Source organism: Micromonospora xinjiangensis (assembly GCF_056150165.1).
Genome location: NZ_JAXCFO010000001.1, coordinates 774,716 through 796,559 on the forward strand (window position 1 = coordinate 774,716; position 21,844 = coordinate 796,559).

Annotated in this window: 22 protein-coding genes, 1 tRNA gene and 1 pseudogene; 13 read left to right on the top strand and 11 right to left on the bottom strand. The window is 72.6% G+C overall.

Annotation, left to right across the window (positions count from 1 at the left end):
- Positions 1 to 39: 39 nt before the first annotated feature.
- On the bottom strand, positions 40 to 882 hold the full coding sequence (locus SM573_RS03655) for an ABC transporter ATP-binding protein (protein ID WP_474614786.1): 843 nt from the start codon (positions 880 to 882) through the stop codon (positions 40 to 42).
- Positions 883 to 1,013: 131 nt separating this feature from the next.
- Here SM573_RS03655 and SM573_RS03660 point away from each other — a divergent pair, with 131 nt between their 5' ends.
- Both SM573_RS03660 and SM573_RS03665 read left to right on the top strand, forming a co-directional pair.
- Positions 1,014 to 2,033, top strand: coding sequence for an ABC transporter ATP-binding protein (locus SM573_RS03660; protein WP_474614785.1), 1,020 nt, complete (start codon positions 1,014 to 1,016; stop codon positions 2,031 to 2,033).
- Positions 2,030 to 3,043, top strand: coding sequence for an ABC transporter permease subunit (locus SM573_RS03665; RefSeq protein WP_474615461.1), 1,014 nt, complete (start codon positions 2,030 to 2,032; stop codon positions 3,041 to 3,043). Before SM573_RS03660 ends, SM573_RS03665 begins: the two co-directional genes overlap by 4 nt.
- 156 nt (positions 3,044 to 3,199) lie before the next feature.
- On the opposite strand, the gene SM573_RS03670 is transcribed toward SM573_RS03665, so the two are convergent.
- Positions 3,200 to 4,375, bottom strand: coding sequence for an ROK family transcriptional regulator (locus tag SM573_RS03670; RefSeq protein ID WP_474615462.1), 1,176 nt, complete (start codon positions 4,373 to 4,375; stop codon positions 3,200 to 3,202).
- A gap of 178 nt (positions 4,376 to 4,553) precedes the next feature.
- On the opposite strand from SM573_RS03670, the gene SM573_RS03675 reads away from it, so the two are divergent.
- Positions 4,554 to 6,008 carry a glycoside hydrolase family 3 N-terminal domain-containing protein gene (locus SM573_RS03675; RefSeq protein ID WP_474615463.1) on the top strand — a complete coding sequence of 485 codons (1,455 nt, stop codon included), beginning with the start codon at positions 4,554 to 4,556 and terminating at the stop codon, positions 6,006 to 6,008.
- 69 nt (positions 6,009 to 6,077) lie between these two features.
- Positions 6,078 to 7,280 carry a PP2C family protein-serine/threonine phosphatase gene (locus SM573_RS03680; protein WP_474615464.1) on the top strand — a complete coding sequence of 401 codons (1,203 nt, stop codon included), beginning with the start codon at positions 6,078 to 6,080 and terminating at the stop codon, positions 7,278 to 7,280.
- A gap of 21 nt (positions 7,281 to 7,301) precedes the next feature.
- Here SM573_RS03680 and SM573_RS03685 read toward each other — a convergent pair whose 3' ends face one another.
- Positions 7,302 to 7,655: an STAS domain-containing protein gene (locus tag SM573_RS03685; RefSeq protein WP_474615465.1), complete on the bottom strand. Its 354-nt coding sequence runs from the start codon at positions 7,653 to 7,655 to the stop codon at positions 7,302 to 7,304.
- Positions 7,656 to 8,067: 412 nt separating this feature from the next.
- Entirely contained in the window at positions 8,068 to 8,730 is a 663-nt protein-coding gene (locus SM573_RS03690; protein ID WP_474614779.1) for a GNAT family N-acetyltransferase, read from the bottom strand.
- 293 nt (positions 8,731 to 9,023) lie between these two features.
- Here SM573_RS03690 and SM573_RS03695 point away from each other — a divergent pair, with 293 nt between their 5' ends.
- Both SM573_RS03695 and SM573_RS03700 read left to right on the top strand, forming a co-directional pair.
- A complete protein-coding gene (locus tag SM573_RS03695; RefSeq protein WP_474614778.1) occupies positions 9,024 to 9,224 on the top strand; it encodes a DNA repair protein in 201 nt (66 codons plus the stop codon).
- Between the two features lie 108 nt (positions 9,225 to 9,332).
- Positions 9,333 to 9,851 (top strand): hypothetical protein, encoded by a 519-nt coding sequence (locus SM573_RS03700; protein WP_474614777.1) that lies wholly within the window; start codon positions 9,333 to 9,335, stop codon positions 9,849 to 9,851.
- 12 nt (positions 9,852 to 9,863) lie between these two features.
- Here SM573_RS03700 and SM573_RS03705 read toward each other — a convergent pair whose 3' ends face one another.
- A complete protein-coding gene (locus tag SM573_RS03705; protein ID WP_474615466.1) occupies positions 9,864 to 10,595 on the bottom strand; it encodes a Clp protease N-terminal domain-containing protein in 732 nt (243 codons plus the stop codon).
- 228 nt (positions 10,596 to 10,823) lie between these two features.
- Here SM573_RS03705 and SM573_RS03710 point away from each other — a divergent pair, with 228 nt between their 5' ends.
- Positions 10,824 to 11,327 (top strand): hypothetical protein, encoded by a 504-nt coding sequence (locus tag SM573_RS03710; RefSeq protein WP_474615467.1) that lies wholly within the window; start codon positions 10,824 to 10,826, stop codon positions 11,325 to 11,327.
- Positions 11,328 to 11,337: 10 nt separating this feature from the next.
- On the opposite strand, the gene SM573_RS03715 is transcribed toward SM573_RS03710, so the two are convergent.
- Entirely contained in the window at positions 11,338 to 11,727 is a 390-nt protein-coding gene (locus SM573_RS03715) for a DUF2267 domain-containing protein (RefSeq protein ID WP_474615468.1), read from the bottom strand.
- 195 nt (positions 11,728 to 11,922) lie between these two features.
- On the opposite strand from SM573_RS03715, the gene SM573_RS03720 reads away from it, so the two are divergent.
- From SM573_RS03720 to SM573_RS03735, 4 genes are all read left to right on the top strand, one after another.
- Entirely contained in the window at positions 11,923 to 12,753 is an 831-nt protein-coding gene (locus SM573_RS03720) for a DUF72 domain-containing protein (RefSeq protein ID WP_474615730.1), read from the top strand.
- Between the two features lie 142 nt (positions 12,754 to 12,895).
- A complete protein-coding gene (locus SM573_RS03725; RefSeq protein WP_474615469.1) occupies positions 12,896 to 14,284 on the top strand; it encodes a carboxylesterase family protein in 1,389 nt (462 codons plus the stop codon).
- A gap of 141 nt (positions 14,285 to 14,425) precedes the next feature.
- Entirely contained in the window at positions 14,426 to 15,421 is a 996-nt protein-coding gene (locus SM573_RS03730; RefSeq protein WP_474615470.1) for a hypothetical protein, read from the top strand.
- A gap of 65 nt (positions 15,422 to 15,486) precedes the next feature.
- Positions 15,487 to 15,783: a hypothetical protein gene (locus SM573_RS03735; protein WP_474615471.1), complete on the top strand. Its 297-nt coding sequence runs from the start codon at positions 15,487 to 15,489 to the stop codon at positions 15,781 to 15,783.
- A gap of 298 nt (positions 15,784 to 16,081) precedes the next feature.
- Here the strand turns inward: SM573_RS03735 and SM573_RS03740 are convergent, their stop codons facing one another.
- Positions 16,082 to 16,429, bottom strand: coding sequence for a hypothetical protein (locus SM573_RS03740; RefSeq protein WP_474615472.1), 348 nt, complete (start codon positions 16,427 to 16,429; stop codon positions 16,082 to 16,084).
- Between the two features lie 306 nt (positions 16,430 to 16,735).
- Between SM573_RS03740 and SM573_RS03745 the strand changes: the two genes are divergently transcribed.
- Positions 16,736 to 17,962, top strand: coding sequence for a helix-turn-helix domain-containing protein (locus SM573_RS03745; RefSeq protein ID WP_474615731.1), 1,227 nt, complete (start codon positions 16,736 to 16,738; stop codon positions 17,960 to 17,962).
- Positions 17,963 to 17,967: 5 nt separating this feature from the next.
- Here the strand turns inward: SM573_RS03745 and SM573_RS03750 are convergent, their stop codons facing one another.
- From SM573_RS03750 to SM573_RS03765, 4 genes are all read right to left on the bottom strand, one after another.
- On the bottom strand, positions 17,968 to 18,645 hold the full coding sequence (locus tag SM573_RS03750; RefSeq protein WP_474615732.1) for a YdcF family protein: 678 nt from the start codon (positions 18,643 to 18,645) through the stop codon (positions 17,968 to 17,970).
- 208 nt (positions 18,646 to 18,853) lie between these two features.
- A tRNA-Ser gene (locus SM573_RS03755) sits at positions 18,854 to 18,920 on the bottom strand.
- Between the two features lie 336 nt (positions 18,921 to 19,256).
- The gene (locus SM573_RS03760) at positions 19,257 to 19,625 is read right to left on the bottom strand and encodes a hypothetical protein (RefSeq protein WP_474615473.1); all 369 of its coding nucleotides are present in this window, start codon (positions 19,623 to 19,625) and stop codon (positions 19,257 to 19,259) included.
- A gap of 59 nt (positions 19,626 to 19,684) precedes the next feature.
- The gene (locus SM573_RS03765; protein ID WP_474615474.1) at positions 19,685 to 21,199 is read right to left on the bottom strand and encodes an SNIPE associated domain-containing protein; all 1,515 of its coding nucleotides are present in this window, start codon (positions 21,197 to 21,199) and stop codon (positions 19,685 to 19,687) included.
- 243 nt (positions 21,200 to 21,442) lie between these two features.
- Here SM573_RS03765 and SM573_RS03770 point away from each other — a divergent pair.
- A pseudogene (locus SM573_RS03770) lies at positions 21,443 to 21,836 on the top strand (helix-turn-helix domain-containing protein); the annotation flags it as partial.
- Positions 21,837 to 21,844 lie beyond the last annotated feature (8 nt).

A 21,844-nucleotide genomic window follows, 5' to 3' on the forward strand; every position in this document is an offset into this window, starting at 1 on the left:
CCTGTTCCAGAGCCGACGGGACTGCTGGGGCCGCGCCGTTCAGGCGGCGCGGGCGGTGTAACGCTCGCCGGAGCGCTCGACGATCAGCGGCAGGCCGAACGTCTTGGAGAGGTTGTCGCCGGTGAGCGTCTCCCCGATCAGCCCCTGCGCGACCACGCCGCCCTCGCGCAGCAGGAGCGCGTGGGTGAAGCCCGGCGGGATCTCCTCGACGTGGTGGGTGACCAGCACCATCGCGGGCGCGTCCGGGTCGTACGCCAGCTCGGACAGCCGCCCGACCAGGTCCTCGCGCCCGCCCAGGTCGAGACCGGCGGCCGGCTCGTCGAGCAGCAGCAGCTCCGGGTCCGTCATCAGGGCACGGGCGATCAGGACCCGCTTGCGCTCCCCGTCGGAGAGCGTGCCGTAGCTGCGGTCGGCGAGGTTGCCGACCCCGAGCTGCCCGAGCAGCGCGCGTGCCCGCGCCTCGTCGGTCTGGTCGTAGCTCTCCCGCCAGCGGCCGACCACCGACCAGGCGGCGGTGACCACCACGTCGGTGACCCGCTCCTCGGCCGGCAGCCGCTCCGCCAGGGCGGCGGTGGTGAGGCCGATGCGGGTGCGCAGCTCGTTGACGTCGGTCCGGCCGATCCGCTCACCCAGCACGTAGACGAAGCCGGTGGTCGGGTGCAGCCGACCGGCGGCGAGGTTGAGCAGGGTCGTCTTGCCGGCGCCGTTCGGCCCGAGCACGACCCAGCGCTCGTCCAGCTCGACCCGCCAGGTCACGTCGTGCACCAGCGCCGTGCCGGAGCGGCGCACGCCGACGCCGTCGAGGCTGACCACCAGATCCGGGTCCACGGGGGCGGCGGCGGGGGCGGCGCCGGCGGCGCCGGGGATCAGGTCACCAGTCACCCTTCCATCCAACCACGCAGCGCGGCGGTGCCCCCCACGGGCGGGGCGCCGGCCGTAGGGTGGGGCGCCGTGTCGTTGGTCACCACATGTGAAGGACGGTCCATGCCGGGTCTGGGCGGGGGGTCGTGCGGATGAGCGCGGTCATCGAGATCGAGGGACTGTACAAGGTCTTTCACAGCGTGCGCCACGGCCGCCGCGTCGCGGTGGACGGTTTCCACCTGACCGTCGGCGCCGGGGAGGTGCACGGTTTCCTCGGCCCGAACGGGTCGGGCAAGACCACCACCCTGCGCGCCCTGCTCGGGCTGGTGCGGGCCGACGGCGGGCGGATGAGCGTGCTCGGCGTGCCGTCGCCCGGGCAGCTGCCGCAGGTGGCCGGGCGGGTAGGGGCGATCGTGGAGAGCCCGCAGTTCTTCGGCAACTTCACCGCGCACCGCACCCTGCGCCTGCTGGCCCGGGCGGGTGGCGTGCCGGTGAGCCGCGTGGACGAGGTGCTCGAACAGGTCGGTCTGGCCGGCCGCGGCCACGAGCGGGTGAAGGGCTACTCGCTCGGCATGAAGCAGCGGCTGGCCGTGGCGTCGGCGCTGCTCAAGAACCCGGAGCTGCTCATCCTCGACGAGCCGGCCAACGGCCTGGACCCGGCCGGCATCCGGGAGATGCGGGACCTGATGCGCTCGCTCTCCGCGGCCGGGGTGACGGTGCTGCTGTCCAGCCACATCCTCGCCGAGATCCAGCTGATCTGCGACCACGTCACGATCATCTCGCAGGGCCGGCAGGTGGCCGCCGGCCCGGTCGAGGAGGTGCTGGCGCGCTTCGACCAGCACGAGTGGCGGGTCGTGGTGGACGAGCCGGAGCGGGCGGGCGAGCTGCTGCGCTCCGCGGGGCTGCCGGTGCAGACGTACGGCGACCACCTGCTGGTGAGCCAGGTGGGCGACCCGAGCCAGGTCAGCCGGGTGCTCGGCGAGCAGGGGCTGTGGGTGCGCGAGCTGACGCCGCTGCGGCCCGACCTGGAGAGCGTCTTCCTCGAGCTGACCGGTGAGGGCGCACACCCGTCGCTCCCGCGCCAGGTCGACGGCTCGGCCGGCGAGGCGCCGAACGATGTGGTGATCGACCTGGACGCCGGCGTCGGCGGGCGCAAGGGAGGGGACGCGTGAACCTGCTCCGTGCGGAGTTGGAGCGGCTGAGCGCGCGCCGCTTCGTCCAGCTCATGGTCCTCCTGCTGCTGTTGGCGTTCGCGGTGACGGCCTCGACGACCCTCGCCGGCTCCCACCGGCCGACGGCGCAGGAGGTGTCGACCGCCCGCGTGAAGGCGGCTGAGGCGCGCCAGCAGATGGAGGCGACCTACCAGCGCTGCGTGGACCGCGTGAACGACGACCGGGCGCCCGGCACCGACCCGGAGTACTTCCCCGTCGACTGCAGCGACATCGATCCGGCCCGGCAGGAGCGGCTGCCGGTGACGAGCGACTTCCTCGATGGCGTGTTCAGCTTCGCCCGGCAGGCCCAGCCCCTGCTCTACTTCCTGATCGCGTTCCTGGTGCTCTTCGGGTTCCTCGTCGGCGCCTCCTACATCGGGGCCGACCTGAACTCGGGCGGGGTGGTGAACCTGCTGCTCTGGCGGCCCCGGCGCCTGGCCGTGCTCGGGGCGAAGCTGGGCACGCTGCTCGGCGCGGTGCTCGCGCTGTCGCTGCTCGCGTCGGTCGCGTACCTCGCCACGTTCTGGGTGATCGGGCAGACGGCCGGCTTCTCGGAACAGCTCGGCGGGGCGTTCTGGCGCGATCTGGCCGCCGTACACGGGCGCGGCATGGTGCTGGTGCTGCTCGCCACCGCGCTCGGCTTCGCACTCGCCACGCTGGGCCGGCACACCTCGGCCGCGCTCGGCACGGCGGCGGCGTACGCGGTGGTCTGGGAGCTGGGCGCGCGGGTGGTCTTCGAGATCGTGGACCTGCGCCGCCCCGACCAGCTGATGCTCTCCAGTCACATCGGCGCCTGGTTGACCGGTCGAGCCGAGTTCTGGGACAGCCAGGCCTGCCGCGGGATCGGCGGCTTCTGTGAGGAGCAGATCTACACGCTGACCTGGCGACCGGCGCTGGCGGTGCTGCTGGGTCTGACCGGTGCGCTCACGGTGGTCGCGTTCACCGCGTTCCGCCGGCGGGACCTGATCTGAGCGGCGGTCGGCCCGCGCAGGGCAACGCCTTGCAGCCGAAAGACCGATCGTGAAGAATTCCTTCACATGACGGACTCCGGCGCGCCCCGACCCAGACGGCTGGGGTCGCGCCGGACCATCACGCCGCGGCGGCGGAGAGAGCCGACGCGACCGGGGTCACCCGACGGTCGAGCCGAAGACCTCGTCACGGACGGCGTCCAACGCGGTACGCAGAGCCCCCTGCAGGATCGGCTCCTCGGTCAGCCCGGTGGGCACCACCCGGGGCCGCACCAGCGTGATGGCGGCGACCTCCTGCTGCACCCGGTCGGCGAGCGCCGCCCCGCCGGCCTGACCGACCTCGCCGGCGAGCACCACCAGCGGCGGGTCGAGCACCACGCACGTGCTGGCCACACCGAGCGCCAGCCGGCGGGCCAGCTCGTCGAGCGCCGCGCCGCCGTCGGTGCCGGCGGCGATCGCGGCGCGCACCGCGTCGGCGGCCTGCCCGGCGGGGAACCCGTGCTCGCGGGCCACGGCGCGGACCGCGTCCGCGCCGACGAGCTGCTGGAACGCCGGCTTGGCCCGGCGGGCGACGTCGCGCGGGATCGGGACGCCGGGCACGGGCAGGTAGCCGATCTCACCGGCCGCGCCGCTGCTTCCGTGGTGCAGCCGCCCACCCAGCATGATCGCCAGACCGACACCCGCGCCGATCCAGACCAGCACGAAGTCCGACAGGCCCTGGGCGGCGCCCGACTGCGCCTCGGCGACCGCGGCGAGGTTCACGTCGTTCTCGAAGACCACCGGGGTGTGCAGGTCCTCCCGCAGGGCGGCGAGCAGACCCCGGTGCCACCGCGGCAGGTTGAAGGCGAAGGTGATGTCCCCGGTGCCCGGGTCGACGAGACCCGGCGTGCCGAGCACCACCCGCCGTACGCTCGACAGCTCCGCCCGGGCGTCGCTTGCCGCCTGGACCACCGCGTTGTGCACCACGCCCACCGGGTCGTCGGTGTCCCGGGTCGACTGCTCCACCCGGCCGATGACGGCACCGGTGATGTCCGCGCAGGCGGCCACCACCCGGTCCGGGCCGACGTCCACCCCGATCACGTGCGCGCTGCCCGGTCGTACGGCGTAGAGCTGGGCGTTGGGGCCCCGGCCGCCGGCCTGCTCGCCGACCCGCGTGACCAGCCCGCGCTCCTCAAGACGCTCGACCAGCTGCGAGGCGGTCACCTTGGACAGCCCGGTCAGCTCGCCGAGCCGGGCGCGGGTCAACGGCCCCCGTTCGAGCAGCAGTTCCAGTGCCGCACGGTCGTTGAGCGCCCGCAACAGGCGGGGGGTGCCGGGCAGCCGGGTCGCACTCATGCCACGTCCTCTGATTTGGTAAACCTTGCTAACTGTAAACGACTCCGGAACGGGTAGCCGTAGCGTATCGGCCGCCCCGAGCCGGAGAACTCGGTCAACCCGGCAGCGCTGCGCGGTCGGGACGGCCGGAAGCCGAGACACACGCCGGTGCCGACGGGCACCGTTAGGGGGAGATCACGTGGGGCTCGATCCAGGACTGCGCCGGCTCGCGCTCGGCACGCTGCTGGCCGCGTATCCGGGGCCGGTCCCGCCGGACTGGGCGGTCGACCTCGTCGCCGAGGGCCTCGCCGGGCACACCCTGTTCGGCACCAACGTGCACGACCCGGCGCAGGTGGCGGCGAGCACCGCCGCGCTGCGGGAGGGGCGGGCGGACGTCCTGATCGCCATCGACGAGGAGGGCGGGGACGTCACCCGGCTGGCCCACGCCACCGGCAGCCCCTACCCGGGCAACGCCGCGCTCGGCGCCATCGGCGACGTGGCGTTGACCCGCCGGGTCTACGAGGCCATCGGCGCCGAGCTGGCCGCGCTCGGCATCACGGTCGACCTCGCCCCGACGGTCGACGTGAACACCGCCGACGAGAACCCGGTGATCGGCACCCGCTCCTTCGGCGCCGACCCGGTGCGCGTCGCCGCGCACTCCGCCGCCGCCGTCGCCGGGCTCCAGGCCACCGGCGTCGCGGCCTGTGCCAAGCACTTCCCCGGCCACGGCGCGACGGTCGCCGACTCGCACTACGAGCTGCCGACCGTCGACGTGCCGCTCGACGTGCTGCGCCGCCGCGACCTGCCGCCCTTCGCCGCGGTGGTCGCCGCCGACGCCCAGGCCGTGATGACCGCGCACATCCGGGTGCCGGCGCTGACCGGCACCGGCCCGGCCACCTTCAGCCGGGCGGTCCTGGTCGACCTGCTCCGCACCGAGTACGGCTTCCGGGGAGCGGTCATCACCGACGCGCTGGAGATGAAGGGCGCCTCGGTCGCCGCCGGCGGCGTCGGGCCGGCGGCCGTGCGGGCCCTCGCCGCCGGCGCGGACCTGCTCTGCATCGGGGCGAAGGTCGACGCCGGGCTGGTCGAGCAGGTCGCCGCCGAGATCGTCGGCGCACTCCAGGACGGGCGGCTGGAGCGTGCCCGGGTGGAGGAGGCCGCGGGTCGCGCCGCCACGCTCGCCGCCTGGACCCGGGCCGCGAGCCATCCCCCGGCCGGCGGCGGCACCGATCTGGGGTACGCGGCGGCGCGCCGCGCCGTGAAGATCGACGGCGTGCTCACCGGCCTCACCCGGCCGCTCGTGGTGCAGCTGCACGCCGCCTCCACCATCGCCGAGGGCCGGGTCCCCTGGGGGCTCGGCCCGCACCTGGCCGACGTCGAGGAGATCCGGGTCGTCGCGGCCGAGACCGATCCGGCCGCCCTGCGCCGGCTCGCCGGGGACCGGCCGATCGTGCTGGTCGGGCGGCACGTGCACCGGCTGCCGAACGGGCCGGAACTGGTCACCGCGCTGGCCGCCCAGCACCCGGTGACCGTGGTCGAGATGGGCTGGCCGGCGCAGTGGCGCCCGGCCGGCGTACGGGCCTTCGTCACCACCTTCGGGGCGAGCCACGCCAACGGCCGCGCGGCCGCCGAGGCGCTGGGCCTGACCGGGTGAGCCATTCGGCTCCGCCGCCGTCGCCGGGAAACCCGGCTTGCGGAGCCACGGGTGGGGTACTCGGTGGGTATGACCGCCACGGACGCCTGGCACCGGGCGCTGGCAGACCTGCTGTCCCGGTCGCACCGGCTGCCGCCGGACGATCTGCCGGCGGCGGTCAACGCCGCCCTTCGGCCGCTGCGGGCCACGGCGACCGTCTACCTGGTCGACACCGAGCAGTGCGACCTGCGCCCGCTGCCCGAGCCCGGTCGGCCGGCGCCGGAGCCGCTCTCCATCGACGCGAGCCTCGCCGGTCGCGCCTTCACACAGGTCGAGGTGCACGCCGGGCAGGGGCCGCCGCCTCGGCTCTGGGTGCCGGTGGTCGACGGCACCGACCGGCTCGGGCTCCTCGAGGTCGTACCGGCTCCCGGGGCGGACCTCGGCGACGAAACCCTGCGTGACGGATGCCGGTTGATCGCCGGACTGATCGGTCACGCGGTGACGAGCAAGAGCCCGTACGGCGACAACCTGCACCGGGCCCGGCGCAGCCAGACGATGGGTGTCTCCGCCGAACTGCTCTGGCAGCTCCTGCCACCGCTCACTCTCGCCACCGACAACACGACGGTCAGCGCGGTGCTGGAGCCGTGCTACGAGGTGGGCGGGGACGCGTTCGACTACGCGCTCGACGGGGGCGTGCTGCGGTCCGCCGTCCTCGACGGCGTCGGTCACGGGCTGCCGGCCGTCCTCACCACCTCTGTGGCGCTCGCCGCAATGCGGGCCGCCCGCCGCGCGGGCGCCGACCTGGCCGGGCTGGCGCGGGCGGCCGACGACGCGATCGCCGGGCAGTGGCAGGACGCGCGTTTCGTCACGGCGGTGCTGGCCGAACTCGACACGCGGACCGGGGTCCTGCGCTACGTCAACGCGGGCCATCCGGCGCCGCTGGTGCTGCGCCGAGGGCGGGCCGTGCGGGCGCTCGACGGGGGTCGACGGCTGCCGCTCGGCCTGCGCGACGAGGAGCCCGAGGTCGCCCACGTCCGGCTGGAGCCCGGCGACCGGCTCCTGCTGCACACCGACGGGGTGGTGGAGGCGCGCAACGAGGGCGGCGAGCTGTTCGGCCTGGCGCGCCTGGCCGACCTGGCCGAACGGCACATCGCGACCGGACTGCCCAGCGCCGAGACGCTGCGCCGGCTCAGCCACGCGGTGGCCGAGCACCAGGACGGCCCGCTCCGCGACGACGCCACCCTGGTGCTGGTCGAGTGGGACCGGGCGGCGGCGGTACGGACGGAGCCCTGACCGTACGACGGACGGGGACGTCTAGCGCAGCCCGCGGAATCCGGGCGCCGGCGACGCCGGGGCATCCTCCGCGAGGCCGAGCAGCGCGCCGACCGCGGTGATCCGCAGGACCCGCGCCACCACGGGCTGCGGGTCCACCACCCGGAACGCGATGTTCTCGCGCCGGGCCGTGGTGGCGGCGTTGACCAGGACACGCACCCCGGAGGAGTCGAGGAACCCCAGGCCGGCCAGGTCGACGACGACCGCGCGAACCTCCGGGCGGGTCAGCACGGCGGTCAGGGCGTCCTGCAGCGTGTCGGCGGTGGCCATGTCGACCTCGCCCACCGGGCGGAGGACGATCTCTCCCGCACCCGCCTCGTGCAGATGCACGTCCATCGGCCGCCCCAGCGCAGAGATACCCGGATCGCCGGCCTGCTGGCCGGTGCCAGTGGACGATACCCGTCCGTCGGCCGCCGCGCGCTGTGGAGGCGCGGCGCAGGCTGCTTCGCCGGGTCGCCCGGGGCGCTGTACCGCCGTACGCCCGCGCGTCCCCGGGATACCACCGTGCTGGCACGCTGAGTCACCGAGGCGCGGTCCGGACGATGGGCCGTCGCTCCAGGTCAAGTCCGCTATTCGACACGCCGAACCGGTGGCGCGCGTCTTGCCCCGGGTCGGTTCGATACGTAGCGTGATCGGCGGGACGCGCGACCGAGCGGGTGCGCCGGTCGCCCCGACGGGGACCTGGGGGGAAGGCCGCGGACCGTGGATCCGGCCCGGGATCCACGGTCCGCGCCCGGTGTCCGACGGATCAGGCGGGATACACGCCGAAGGCGCGCCAGCCCCGGTCGGGGAAGCCGGCGGCCTCCGCCACCCGCGCCGACGCCCGGTTGTCCCGATCGTGCAGGTAGGTCGGCACCGCGCCGTCGTCGAGCACCCGGCGGGCCGCCTGGGCGACCAGGCGCCGGGCCAACCCCCGGCCGCGTGCCGCCGGCACGGTCCCCACGGCCAGTTCGTGGCCGTACGCGTCGTGCCGCTTGATGCCCACTCCGGCCAGGTAACGGCCGTCGGGCGCGCGGACGACCAGCACCTCGTCGTCGAAGAGGCGCAGCCAGGGAGGCAGCCCCGGCGTGGTGGGCGGCACCCACTCCCCGGCGTCGGGCAGCGGCGCCGGGGCCAGGCTCCAACGGAAGGCACCGTGGTGGGTGGGCCAGTCGGGCAGGCCGACGGCCGCGGGCAGCGCCGGAATCAGCCGGTCGACCGGAAGGCCGGCGAGCGCCCGGACCTCGACGACCCGCTCCGGCGGCACGGAGAGCACGGTGCTGCGCGGCGTGGCGACGGCGAGCGCCGGCCGCAGCCGGTTGTCCCAGGCCGGCCGGGCCCGCCGGTGCGAGCCGACGACGTGCAGGCCGGGCCCGGCCGGCCACTGCCCGAGCCAGGTCGCCAGGTGCAGGTGGAGTCGCCGGTCGAGCACGTCACCACCTCCCGCGTCCGTCCGCCCCGGCCCGGTTCCCGGCGGTGGGCGCCCCGCGCCGGGCCCGCCGGCTTGCGTCGCCGATACCGTACGCCGACGGGACGGCCGGGTTGGGCACATCTCCGGGCGGAGGCGACCGGGGTGGGTGTCCGGCGGAGCGCGGTTAGCGGTGACGCCCGCGGGGTAGCACGGAAATCAGGCCGGATTCCTTACCGGGCAGGGGAACCGGGCGCCCGCTCCCCACGTCACATCCATTTCCATACATGTACACCTTTCTCTGGGACGGTAAGGTCATGCCGAATCAGCCGAATGACCGGTACCAGCAGGACACCGAGCGCCTCTGGCGCGCCACGAAGGACGCCGCGCGCTTCCCCGCCCAGCCGCCGTACGTCGGGGCCCGGGCGGGCCGCGACCCGCACCGTGGGCTGGGCTGGGCCGACCTGAACCGGCTGCCCGCCGGGGCGTCGGCCCGGCAGGGGCGCCACGGCCGCTGACGGCGGGAGGAGCGACACACCGGAGCGCGTGCACGCCGGCCTTTCGCACACCTGTCGGGTAACGTCTGCTGGTCCCGAATCCGGCCGACGACAGGAGTAGCTCCGCGCATGGGCAAGAAGACGATCCGCGTCTCCGACTTCAGTGGCACGGTCCTGCAGCCCGACGACGAGGTGGTGCGCCTCGTGGTGCTGGAGCACCCTGACCTGGTGGCCGGGCCCGTGCAACTGGAGGCCACGCCGGTCGAGGTGGAGAGCATCGACGACGCCTCCCTGGACGTCGCGGTGGTGGAGATCTACGACCGGCACGGCGGCGGTGAGCCGCGTCGGGTGGTACTCACCGCGAGCGAGTTCGACGCCATGGCGACCGACGTGCCGATGGCGCAGCTGCTCAAGACCGCCGAGCGGGTCCGCCCGCCGAAGGCGCGCAAGAGCGCGGAGCGGCTGGACTACGGCACGATCGAGCACGCCGGGAAGCCGCACCGGGGCCGGGTCACCGAGGAGGAGGCCCGGCTGGTGCGGGAGCGGCTCGACGAGGTCAACAAGCGCCTCGCCGACGCCGGGATCCGCCAGATCGATCCGGCCGACCCGGAGCACGCCGCCCGGTACGGCTTCCCCGCCGCCTCCTGAGCGCGTCCCCGCTCAGGCCTGCTTGCGCACCACGGCCTCGAGCGCCGCGGCGATGTTGGCCTCGGCGGCGGCCTTGTCGACGCCGAGGTCGGCCAGCACCCCGCTGCCGTTCTCCAGTTCGAGCAGGGCGAGCAGGACGTGCTCGGTGCCGATGTAGTTGTGGCCCAGCCGCAGCGCCTCGCGGAAGGTCAGCTCCATCGCCTTCTTGCTCTGCGCGTCGTACGGGATGAGGGCCGGTGGCTCCTCGGGGGACGGCGCCGGGAGCGCGGCGGTCGCGGCCTCGCGGACCCGCTCCAGGGTGACGCCCTGCGCGACGATCGCCTTGGCGGCGAGCGCCTCCGGCTCGCTGAGCAGCCCGAGCACGATGTGCTCCGGGCGGATCTCGGCGTGCCCGGCCGCGCGCGCCTCGTTCTGCGAGGCCATCACCACGTTGCGGGCGCGCGGGGTGAAGCGGTTGAAGCCCTGCTGCGGGTCGAGGGTGCTCTCCGTGCCACGCGGGACGAACCGCTTCTGCGCGGCCTGCTTGGTGACGCCCATGCTCCGGCCGATGTCGGTCCACGAGGCACCCGCCCTGCGGGCCTGGTCGACGAAGTGGCCGATCAGGTGGTCGGCCACTTCGCCGAGGTGGTCGGCGACCAGCACCGCGTCGGACAGCTGGTCGAGCGGTTCGCTGCGCGCCTTCTTGATCGCCTGGATGAGGTCGTCGAGGCGTACCGGGTTCTCCATGGGGAGTGGATTCGTCATGCGTCAACTCTAGGTTGACGCATGCTCGGCGTCAACCACGGGTTGACGACCGTCGGCCCTCGGGCGCGGGCGGCGCGGCGTGTTCAAAGGCTAGGGAAACACCCGATTCCCGCCGGGCCCGCCGCCCGTAGCGTCGACGACACGACCTGCCGGTCGCCGCCGTCCGGGCGCTCGCCGCCTCCGCCGAGCGGCGTCGCGGTCCCGACCCGGAGATACGGAGGAAGTCCCGTGCGCCGACTGATCGTGCCCGCGCTCTGCACGGCCGCCCTGATGCTGGCCGGCTGTGGCGGCGACCCCAGCACCCCGGACCCGGGCGCGGACGTCGACGCCCCGATCGACGGCGGCGTCGTCGCCGACGCGCCACCGCCGGCCTGCCCGTTCACCGCCGCCCAGGCGTCCGACCTCGTCGGCCAGCCGATGGTGGACCAGGGCAACTGCCTCTTCGGCGACGGCAAGGGCGTCGCCTCCCTCACCGTCACCACCGCCTCGAAGACGGCCGGTGAGATGACGTACGACTACCAGCGCAAGCAGGCCGACCAGGTTTACCAGCGGGTGACCGACCTCGACCAGGGAGGCAAGGGCTTCCTCGCGGTCAAGGACATCGAGGGCCAGCTCGTCCTGATCCGCGACGTGGGCACCTTCACCGTGACCCTGAGCAGCTTCGAGCGCCTCGGCAACCCCGACGGGTACGAGCAGACGCTGCGGAAGGTGCTCGACGCCCTGCCCGCGTAGCCCGGCCCGCTCAGGGGGTGTGGGGCACCGGCTCGGCCAGGGCCTGGATCTCCGTGGGCAACTGCGCCAGCGCCTGCTGGAACTCCCGGTGGCCGACCACGCGGTGCAGGGTCTGCAGGACGGCTCCCGCGCCCTGTTCGACGACGAGGGGGCTCACCTGGGCGCGCTCGGTGACCCGGCGGAGAAACTCGTCGTACCCGAAGAGCTCCGGCTCCTCGGCGGCGGCCCGGGTCAGCAGCGGGCGGAGCTCGTGCGCCACGTGGTCGGCGAGTTCGGCGGCCTCGCCGCCGCTGATCCGCTCGGCGAGCGTACGCAGGGTGGCCTCGGTCAGGGCACGGGCGGTCTCCGCCGGGACACCCGCCCGGTCGGCCACCTTGTCGAAGAAGCTCAGCTCGGCCATGACCCGTCCTTCCCCATCCGGAGATGCGTGGCTACCCGCAGCCATCGGCGGCAAACGGCGGCGGTCCCCAGCCGTCCGGGTTCGCTCCACCCCGTATACCGTTTCCGGCACTGCCGACGCACCGGGAGGAAGCGACCGCGGAGGCGCCGGCGGCGGGGAGGAGTCGTGACCGTGCGTCTTCACGTGGGTTGTGCGATGTGGACCCACAAGGCGTGGCAGGGCCGTTTCCTGGCGCGTCCGCCGGCGCCCGCCGAGCGCCTGCGTCAGTACGCCGGCTGGTGCGACGCGGTCGAGGGGAACACCACCTTCTACGCTACCCCGGCCCGGGACACGGTGGCGTCCTGGGCGGAGCAGACCGACCCGCACTTCCGGTTCGTGCTCAAGCTGCCGAGGCTCGTCACCCACGAGCACCGGCTCGGCGACGGCGGCGACACGGTGCTGCGGGGGTTCCTCGACGCGATCGAACCCCTCGGCCCACGCGCCCACGCCCTCTGGGTCCAGCTCCCCGGATCGTTCGCCCCCGCCGACGTGCCCGTCCTCGCGCGCTTCCTGCGCAGGCTCCCGCAGTCCCACCGGTACGCCGTCGAGGTCCGCCACCCCGCGTTCTTCGACGACCCTCGCGCGAGCGGCCTCCTCGAAGAGGCCCTGGGCGGTGTGGGCGCCGAGTGGATCCCGTTCGACACCACGGCGCTCTTCGCGAGCCCGCCGACCAGCGACGCGGAACGCGACGCCTGGACGAAGAAGCCCCGCATGCCGCTGCGCACGGTAGCGCTGACCGACCGGCCCATCGTTCGCTATCTGGGCCGCGACGACACCGCGCGCACGGTCGAGGGCTGGCAGCGCTGGATCGGCGTCGCCGCCGCCTGGCTGCGCGAGGGCCGCTCCCCGACCGTGTTCATCCACACCCCGGACAACGCCGAGGCGCCGCTGCTCGCCCGCCGGTTCCACGACGAGGTACGCGCCCGCGTACCCGGGCTCGCGCCGCTTCCCGAACCGGTGCCGGTCGAGCCCCTGACCCTGTTCTGACGCGGCCGCCGCACGGCCTGATGGTGTACGTCTCCCGGAGACGTACGCCATCGTCGGGCCCACCGGCCCGGGGCTACGGTTGCGCCTGTTGGCGGGTGGGTCGTCGCCGCCGGACGCCTGGCGGCGTCGGCGGGAGGGGCAGGTGACAGTGAGGTCGGAGCCGGCCACCGTCGGCCACCACCACGGCGGGGCGACACCGGCCACGGAGGACGTGCTGGTCACCGTGCGCGGCGGGGTCCTGCGCGGCGCACGGGAGGGCGGGCTCACCATCCTGCGTGGTGTCCGGTACGCGAGCGCGGAGCGCTTCGGCCCACCCGTGCCCGAGCGGCCGTGGGCCGGGGTGCGGGAGGCCCGGCAGCACGGCGGGGTCAGCCCGCAGCCGCCGGGCCGATCGGGCGGTCCGGCCGGCTGGGCGCCGGTGGGCGACCAGTCGGAGGACTGCCTCAACCTGACGATCGTGGCGCCGGGCACCGACGGCGCGCGCCGGCCCGTGCTGGTCTGGCTGCACGGCGGGTCGTACCGGACCGGCGCCGGGTCCTGGGACCGCTACCGGACCGACCGGCTCGCCCGGGAGGGCGACGTGGTCGTGGTGAGCGTGAACCACCGGCTGGGCGCGCTGGGCTATCTGCGGGCGCCGGGCATCTCCCCCGGCAACCTCGGTCTGCTCGACCAGATCGAGGCGCTGCGCTGGGTCCGCGACAACGCGGCGGACCTGGGCGGCGACCCCGACAACGTGACCCTCGTCGGGCAGTCGTCGGGTGCCCACTCGGTCGCCTGCCTGCTGGGGGTGGCGGCGGCCCGGCCGCTGTTCCGCCGCGCGGTGCTCCAGAGCCCGCCACTCGGTCTGGGTCTGGGGCGTGCGGCGCTCGCGGAACGCGTCGGTGCGCGCTTCCTCGCCCGGCTCGCCCGCGACCCCCGGGAGGCGTCGCCGGCCGAGATGATCACCGCTCAGCAACTGGCCGAACGCGATCTCGCCCGCCACACCCGGTTCGGGCTCGCCCCGGCGTACGGACCGGTCGCCGGAGTGGACCCGCTGCCCGACGTGCGCGACTGGCAGGCCGCCTGCCGTGCCGGCGCGGAGGACCTCGAGGTGGTGCTCGGCACCACCCGACGGGAGATCGCCTACTTCCTGGCCGGTGGCCCGCTCTCCCGGCGGGTGCCCCTCGTCGGGCGCGCCGTCGAGGCCGGCCTCATCGGGTTGGCGACCCGCCGGGTGTTCGCCGGGCCCACGCTCCGGTTCGGCCGGATGCTGGCCGACTCGGGGGCGCGGGTCTTCGCGTACGAGCTCGACGAGGCGTCGACGTCGCCGTACCGCGCCTGCCACTGCAGCGATCTCCCGCTGCTCTTCGGCGACGAGACCGCGTGGGCCGACGCGCCGATGCTCGCCGGGCGGAGCTGGGCCGAGGTCTGCGAGCGCGGCGGGCCGTTGCGGGCGGCCTGGCTGTCGTTCGCCGCCGAGGGCGCGGACGCGCTCGTCCGGCAGGGCTGGGCCGAGTACCGCGGCGACGCCACACGGCGACGCTTCGCCTAGCGACTTCGGTGGTTCGCCCGGTTGATGCCCTCGTCACCGATATATTGCGACGATGGACGGAGCGGCACGAGACGGCGCCCCCCGGATCCTGACCGTGATCCACGGGTGGGCCACGAGGCGGCACGAGGCCAGGGGGTCGGATTGAGAGACCTGGAGCGGCGCTACCGCCGACTGCTAAGGGCCTACCCGGCCGCGTACCGCCGAGAGCGCGGCGAGGAGATCCTCGGGACGTACCTCGACCTCGCCCACCCCGGCCGCCGCCGGCCCTCCGCCCTCGACGTCGCGGACATTCTGACCGGCGCAGGCCAGGAGCGCCTGCGGTCCGTCGGCGCCGCCGACCTCGTCCCCGGCACGCGCCTCGCCGGCAGCCTCGCTCTTCTCACGGCGGTCGCCTTGGCGGGCTGCTGGACGGCGGTAGAGCATGTGGCACCGGCGGCCAAGTGGGGAGCGCCGACCTTCGGGCCCTTCGCCACCACCGGCATCCTCGTGTGGGTCGCCTGGTTGGTGGCGGCCGCCGTCCACGCCGGAGGCTCGGCACGGCTCACTCGCGCGGCCATCGGCCTGGCACTCCTGCTCACGATCGGCGTGGTACCCGTCACCGCCGTGGCCGATCTGCCACGCCCGTCGCTGTTCGTCCTGCTGCCCCAGGCGACGCTGGGCCTGCTCGCGCTCGCGACCCCCGGCCACGCTCCGAGCTGGCTCCGGCCGGCACCGCTGGCAGGCGCGCTGGTGGGCGCCCTCGCCGCGGTCACGGTCCTCACGGGGGACGGGAACTGGCCCTACCGGTGGAATGACGGCGACTTCTTCCTTCCGGAGGCCGGTGCGCTCCTGCTGCTGACAGCCCTGGTCACGGCGGCCGTGCTCGCCCTACGCGGGGACGCCCGGGGGCTGTGGGCCGCCCTCGTTCTGCTCGCCCCCGCCGGCCTGCTCGCCCTGCACCCACTGAGTTGGTCCGTGGCGCATCTGGTCGGCGCCAGCCAGCCGCCCCTCCCACTCGTCGGCGGGATGGCCGTCGCCATCCTCGCCGCCGGTGCGCTGGGCGTCGCGGGCGCGATAACCCTCCGCCGTCGTGCGGGAGTCGCCGCCGATGCGCTAGGCGTAGAACCACATGGACACTGCCCGGCCTGCGGACGCTGACGGGTCGTTGCCCGCCATCCGGACGGCGGATTGAACCGGTAGACCACCGTCGATACTTTGGGTAGGTGGCCGATGACGGACGGTTTCTTCTCCAGGCGCGCATCCATCTGGCACCCGCCGACGACGAGCGGTGGGATCAACAGCTCAAGCTGGTACGCGGCTCCGGCGCCGAATACGACAGTTCCAGCCGATCCTGGTGGCTGCTCACCGGCGACTTCGCCGAGGCACTGACCGCGCTCGGCAGGTTGGCGGTCGCCACCGAGACGTACGGCACGGCGGTGACCCTTCGCCTGGTGCCCGCCCCTCCCGGCTGGGACAGGCGAACCCTCGACGTGGAACCCCTGGGCACGACGGCGACCTGAGCGGACCCTTGCCGGCGGCTCCCCCGCGCTCACGAGCCGGAAGCACCGCCCCAACTGTCCGGCACTCGCTGCCAGCGGCGGGGCCGGTGCGGCTGCACCTCCCACAGGCGCCGGCACCGGGGGCACTCCCGCCGCCGCGCGTACAGCTGATTGCCTGGCTCCTGGCGAGGGCTGGGCGGTGGAAGATGCCGACGACACCAACAGAAGAGATAAATGGGGCTACCCATAGATGCCGATTATCGGGGATGAAGACCCTGAGCCGCACGACACGCGGGATGCCGGCCGCCCGCCCCGCTGGTCACGGTGACGTCTCTTCGCCCTCCGCCACCCCGAACGCGGTGACCCGGTAGGAGCGGGTGTGCCGGGCGGGCCAGCCGAGGAACCGGTCGAACATGTCAGCGGCGCTGCCCGTCTCGGCCGGGTTGAGCAGGTGCAGGTCGTCGATCGCGTCATGCAGGCAGCGGGCCAGGTAGAGGAACAGGCCCACTGGGCTGCCCTGGTATTCGGCCACGAGCGCCAGTTTCGCCGCCCCGCAGGGCCACGGCTGCCCGCACCGGCGGCAGAGCCACAGCGGACGCAGCGGCAGATGCTCCACCGGGACGGCGGTCCCGCGAGGGGCCGGGGGTTCAGACTGCCGACCGGTCATCGGCGGCAGCTCTCGGGACTGCGATCCAGAGGGCCGACGCCAATCGTGAGTAAGCAGCGGCGACGGTGGGACGAGGAGCGCGACGGGATTCTGCACGGCGCGCCGGACGGGCGATCGAGATCGCAGTACGTTGCGCCGACCGTTGGACACTCCACCTGGTGCTCCCTCTCAGGTGATCGGGCACCGGCATCGACACGGGCCGGTGATGCGAGGTGAACTGAACGTAGGCGCGACCTGCATGAGAGACCGGGAAAATCTGTACCGGGTTCCCTAGCTATCCACAGGCAAGGTGATGTTGTGCGAGGCATCACGGACGACATGACGATCGGGCAGCGGGTCGCCTTCTACAGGCGCCGACGCGGACTCTCTCAGGAAGTGTTGGCCGGCCTGGTGGGAAAGACCCACGAGTGGCTGCGCAAGGTCGAGACGAACCGCGCCGAGCTGGACCGCCTCTCGGTCATCCGTGCGATCGCCGGCGCCCTCGACGTCTCCCTCGGTGACCTGATCGGCACACCGCGCCTGTTCACGTGGTCCGACGACTCAGGGCGGGAAACGATCCCCGCGTTGCGAGCGGCGCTGCACGACTACCGGCACCTTGCGCCCGCGCTGGCCGGCCCGACCGGGGTCGGTGCTGCCGCGTTGCACGAGATCGAGAACGACGTGGCGGAAATTTGGACCGCCTACCAGGACTCTCGTTACGGCACCCTGGCCCGCCGGCTCCCGCACCTCATCCACGCCTGCCTCACGGCAACCGAGGCCTACGACGGGGACGACGGTCGACGGGCGCATGCGATGACCGCCTATGCGCACCAGCTGGCCGCGCTGTTCCTGACCAAGCTCGGTGAAGGGGATCTGGCCTGGACCGCTGCCAGCCGAGGCCTGACCGCGGCGAACGCAAGTGGGGACCACGTCGTCATCGGCTCACTCAGCCGTTCCGCCGCTCACTCACTCGTCTCGATCGGCGAATACGCCCAGGCGATGGGCCTCGCCGCCACGGCAGCGCAGTTCCTCGAACCCCGACTGGCGAGACCCACCCCGCAACTGCTGTCGGTTTACGGCAGCCTCCACCTGGTCTGCGCGCTCGCCGCGGCCCGCAGCGATGACCGCGCCTCCGCCGACATCCATATCGGCGAGGCTGACGCGACAGCGACCCGGCTCGGCGCCGACGGAAACCACGTATGGACCGCATTCGGGCCGACCAACGTGGCGATCCACAAGACGACCGTGGCCATGGAGCTCGGCGACGTCCAGCGTGCCATCGCCATCGGTGGCCCTCTCGATACCACCCCGCTGCCAGTCGAGCGTCAGGTCCGTCACACCATCGAGACGGCGCGAGCCCTCGCCCGATGGAACCGGATCGACGATGCCCTCGCCGCACTCCTGGACGCCGAGGCCATCGGCCCCGACCAGGTGCGCTACCACCAACTGTCTCGTGATCTCATCCGGGAGATCCTCGCCCGACCCCGACCACCCCGTCTGGCCGTCGAACTCAGCGAGCGCATGGGTGTGCATCCCGCGGTTCCTCGGTGGTAGCCGATTCAGATCAGCCGGCTCGTATAACCCGCGGCCACCAGGCGGCGGAACGCCGCGTGCACCTCATCCGGCATCTCCTGCGGAATCGCGAAGCCGCGCTCCGCGTACACCTCGATCCGCTGCGTGTCGCCGACCAGCATGTCCACCACGCGTCGGTGGTCGCCGATGCTGCACACGTAGTCGTCGAGCCCCAGGGGATTGGACGCGCATACGGCGTCGACCTCCGGCCAGATCCGCTTGCAGGTGGCATAGGCCCGCCGCTGCTGATATGGGCGCGACATGATGAGCACCGACCGCACCCCGATCTGCCGCTCGGCCAACAGGTGACGCGAATACTCAAGGTTCTCGGCCGTGTTCGTCGCGCGCGGCTCCACGAGGATCGACTCCGCGGGTACGCCGTGCGCAACCGCGTACTCCCGGTAGTGCACCGCCTCACCGCGCGGAAACCGCTCCACCGTCGTCGGTGCGTTGGCACCGGTGAACACGACACACGGGAACAGGCCTTCGTGGAACAAGCGCGTCGCGATCACCGCGACGCCCAGATCATGACTGCCCAGTCCGATCCCCACGTCGCACGGATGCAACTCGTGCTGCATGTCGTGGTAACGCCACAGCGTCTCCACGTCCGCCCGGATCTCATCGGGAATCGAAGAAGAGACCGGACCTGTCGCACGCCCGCCCATCAGCGCCCGGCCGACAACAGAGCCGCAGCCGGATCCCCTCCACGCCCCCCGCAACGGGGACCGATCCGGCTTCTGCTCCACACCATCATCTCGTCAGCGTAGGCGTTCGGATATGAACCGGCGGCCTCGGCGCCGAGCACCCGGCCGACAGGCGAACGCAAAAGGCTCCGGACGGGTGGAGGGGAGGACCACCGTGCCGGAGCCTTGTTGGTGCGCCGCCAGGGACTCGAACCCCGAACCCGCGGATTAAGAGTCCGCGTCGATCGATACCCCGCGTGCCCACGCTTCCCACCAGTCCACGCTTCGGCAAGTCTCGGCTGATCCCACCGGACGCACGTACCATAAGTCCATACGACGCCGACCCTGTCCACGGCGACCGAGCACCCGCCGGGCACCCGGATGTGCGACCATCCGGTTTCCGGGAGTGTCAGCCATGAGCATTTCAATCAGCCGTTACTTGTACACGCCCATCGTCGGTGCCACCAACCCGAAGCGAGTAAGAGGACATCGCTCGCCAGCCCGTCACCATGATCAACGACGGAGTCGGTGGCCGGGGTGTGCACACCATTTGGAATGTCGGATGTCGCGGCGAGACCGACCCCAGGCGCAAGTCAGTCGAGGAACCCAGTCACCGGACCCACACCGGTCAGAAGGCCGGCAGCACGACCGTAGCGGACCATCTCCTGATCGAAGTTCGTGTGCTGGTCCCGCATCTGCGCGACGCCGGGGTCGTCCGGGAAGCCCCGGTAGGTGGCGAACATCGCTCCGGCGCGCTGCGCAGCCAACAACCCCGTCAGCGCCGAGGCGCTCACGTCGATGACATTCGCGGTCCAGGCCGCCTCGTCTCCGTGCATGCTCATGCTGTCCGACAGCCCCCACGTGCGGGCGTGCACGGTCCCGGACAGCAGGTCGTAGAGGGCGGAGCGGCTGGCCCTCCAGCGACAGATGCTCATGACAGTCACCAGAACGGCCGCGTGCACGAGTGATCCGTTGGACCGACCGGCTTAGCGGGCACCCGCCATCCAAGGCCTCGGCAAGGTCATGTGGTCGCGACTCGTTGCTCCTGCGCCTGGGTGAGGCTCTGCCGGTACTCCAGGGCCTCCGGGACCTCCTCGTACTGCAGCAGGTTGCCGGTCAACGCCAGCAGGTGTTCCTTGGCCTCCTCCGGCGTGGCGTAGAAGAACTCGCGACGATGGTTGACCAGGTTGACCCGCCGGTCGGCCAGCCGTGCGTGCATCTTCGCCTCGATGCCGGCGGCGTCTTCGGAGAAGAACAGGGCGTGGACGTCGAAGTTGAAGGGCACCGAGGCGTCACTGAGTTCCCGTACCCGGTCCAGCGGGTCCAAGCGACGGGTCATGCCGACCTTGACCATCTTCTCGCCGAACGCACCAAGGTTGGAGATCACGTACACGTAGCCGGCTCGGACGTTGGCGGCCCGCCGGTCGACGTCCTGGATCGCGGTGTCGATCTGGGCCAAACGGTCCTGCATCTGGGCGGCACCATCGGCATCGCCCTTGGCCTCCAAGGCTGCCAGGGCGTTGGCGTAGTGCTGGCGTTCCTTATCGAGCCGGGCGCGTTCGCGTTCGATCTCCTGCTGGGCACGTCGCTCTTCGCGAAGCCGGGCCTTCTCCTCCCGTTCCCGCTCCTTCTCCTCAGCCAGCGTCTCCTGGTAGTCGGCGGTGAGTTCCAACTCCTTGACCCGCAACCGGTGGTACTCCTCGGCGATCCGAATGTGCATCGTCTTGCCGAGCTTGGCGATGGTCGCCGCCACCTTCCCCAGTCGGTCGACGGCCGAGTCAAGCTTGTACGGCTTCAACCCCCGTACCAGGTTGTCTGCCTCGGCGTTGTAGGCGCGAAGCATGAGCTTGGAGAAGTCCCGGACCATTGCTCGGCCTTCGGCGGCCGAGCCGTTGACCGTCCATCCGGTGGCAGCCTTGACCGCTCCCCCATCCTTCCTGGTCATAGCCTTGATCTGGTCTTGCAGCTGGCTGAGCTGGCTCTGGTAGGCGACCGCGTCCGACAGGGGATGCCGATACTGATAAACACCGGCTTCCTGCAGCAGCACGGTCTCCTCGGTGACCACGATCTGCTGCCGAAGTCCGCGAAGGTGTCGATCGAGCTCGGCCTTCTGGGCTTCGCCCTTGGCTGCCAGGTCGGCGACCTCACGACTGAGTCGTGCCCTGTGCTGCTCCAGCTCTATCGCGGACAGCACGCCAAGCCGTGACATCTCCGCCCGCAGACCCGTCAGCTCTACCCGTACCTGATCCAGCTCGCCGCGTAGCTGTGCATTTTCCGCCGCCAGTTCACACGCCTTGCCCCGGGCACCGAACAGAGGAATGTCTGAACTTCCGTTGCGCTGCTGTGAGACGACTACGGGAGCAGCAGCAGTCTGCGGGGCGGGCCCCGGCGGGGCCGGAGCCGGCGAATCCGGGATCCATAACTGCCACCCCGGCGGAGGAGGACCCCAGGCGGGATCTGGTGTCCAGCCGGCAGGCGGCACCCATCCAGCAGGCGGCGTTGGCCAGTTCGGCGGTGCGTTGAAGCGGTATCCCATTGTTTCCCCCGAGCGTCACCACGGTCCGACGAAACTAGCGCCGTGGCTCCCGACGGGACATCGAGAACTCAGGTCGGCAGGTCAGCCATCCAGACGGCCATGGATGACCGAGCGGGGACTTCAGTCTGGTTACCGACAGAAATGAGGGTTGCTTTTGAGACGCAGTCGGCTGGCCGTGCCTGACCGGCAGGGACGATCATCGAGGATGGCGGGGTGATGATCACCGCAGCGCGCCGGGAGTAGATCTTTCCGTTCACCGGTCTGCAGCCGGCCCAGTTCCGCAAGCTGGTCCGTCTGGTCGCCGAAGGTGGCGGCGACGCGATCGCCGACAGCCGGCGGGCCGGCAGTGGGCCCTGGGCCTCGCCGGCCAGGTGCTGCTGATAGCCACCTACTGGCGCACGAACCTGACCATGCGGCAGATCGGCCCGCTGTTCGGGGTGTCGCACTCGGCCGCACACCGGGTCATCGGTAGGCCGGTCATGGCCGACGGCGGCTACCGCGGGCAACCCCGAGGTGATCATCGCGTACCGCAAGCCCACCGACGGCACCCAGGTACCCGACTGGAAGCAATACCTGAACAAACAGCACCGCACCCGCCGCGTGCAGGTCGAACACGGCCCTGAGCCGCATGAAAAACTGAAAGAT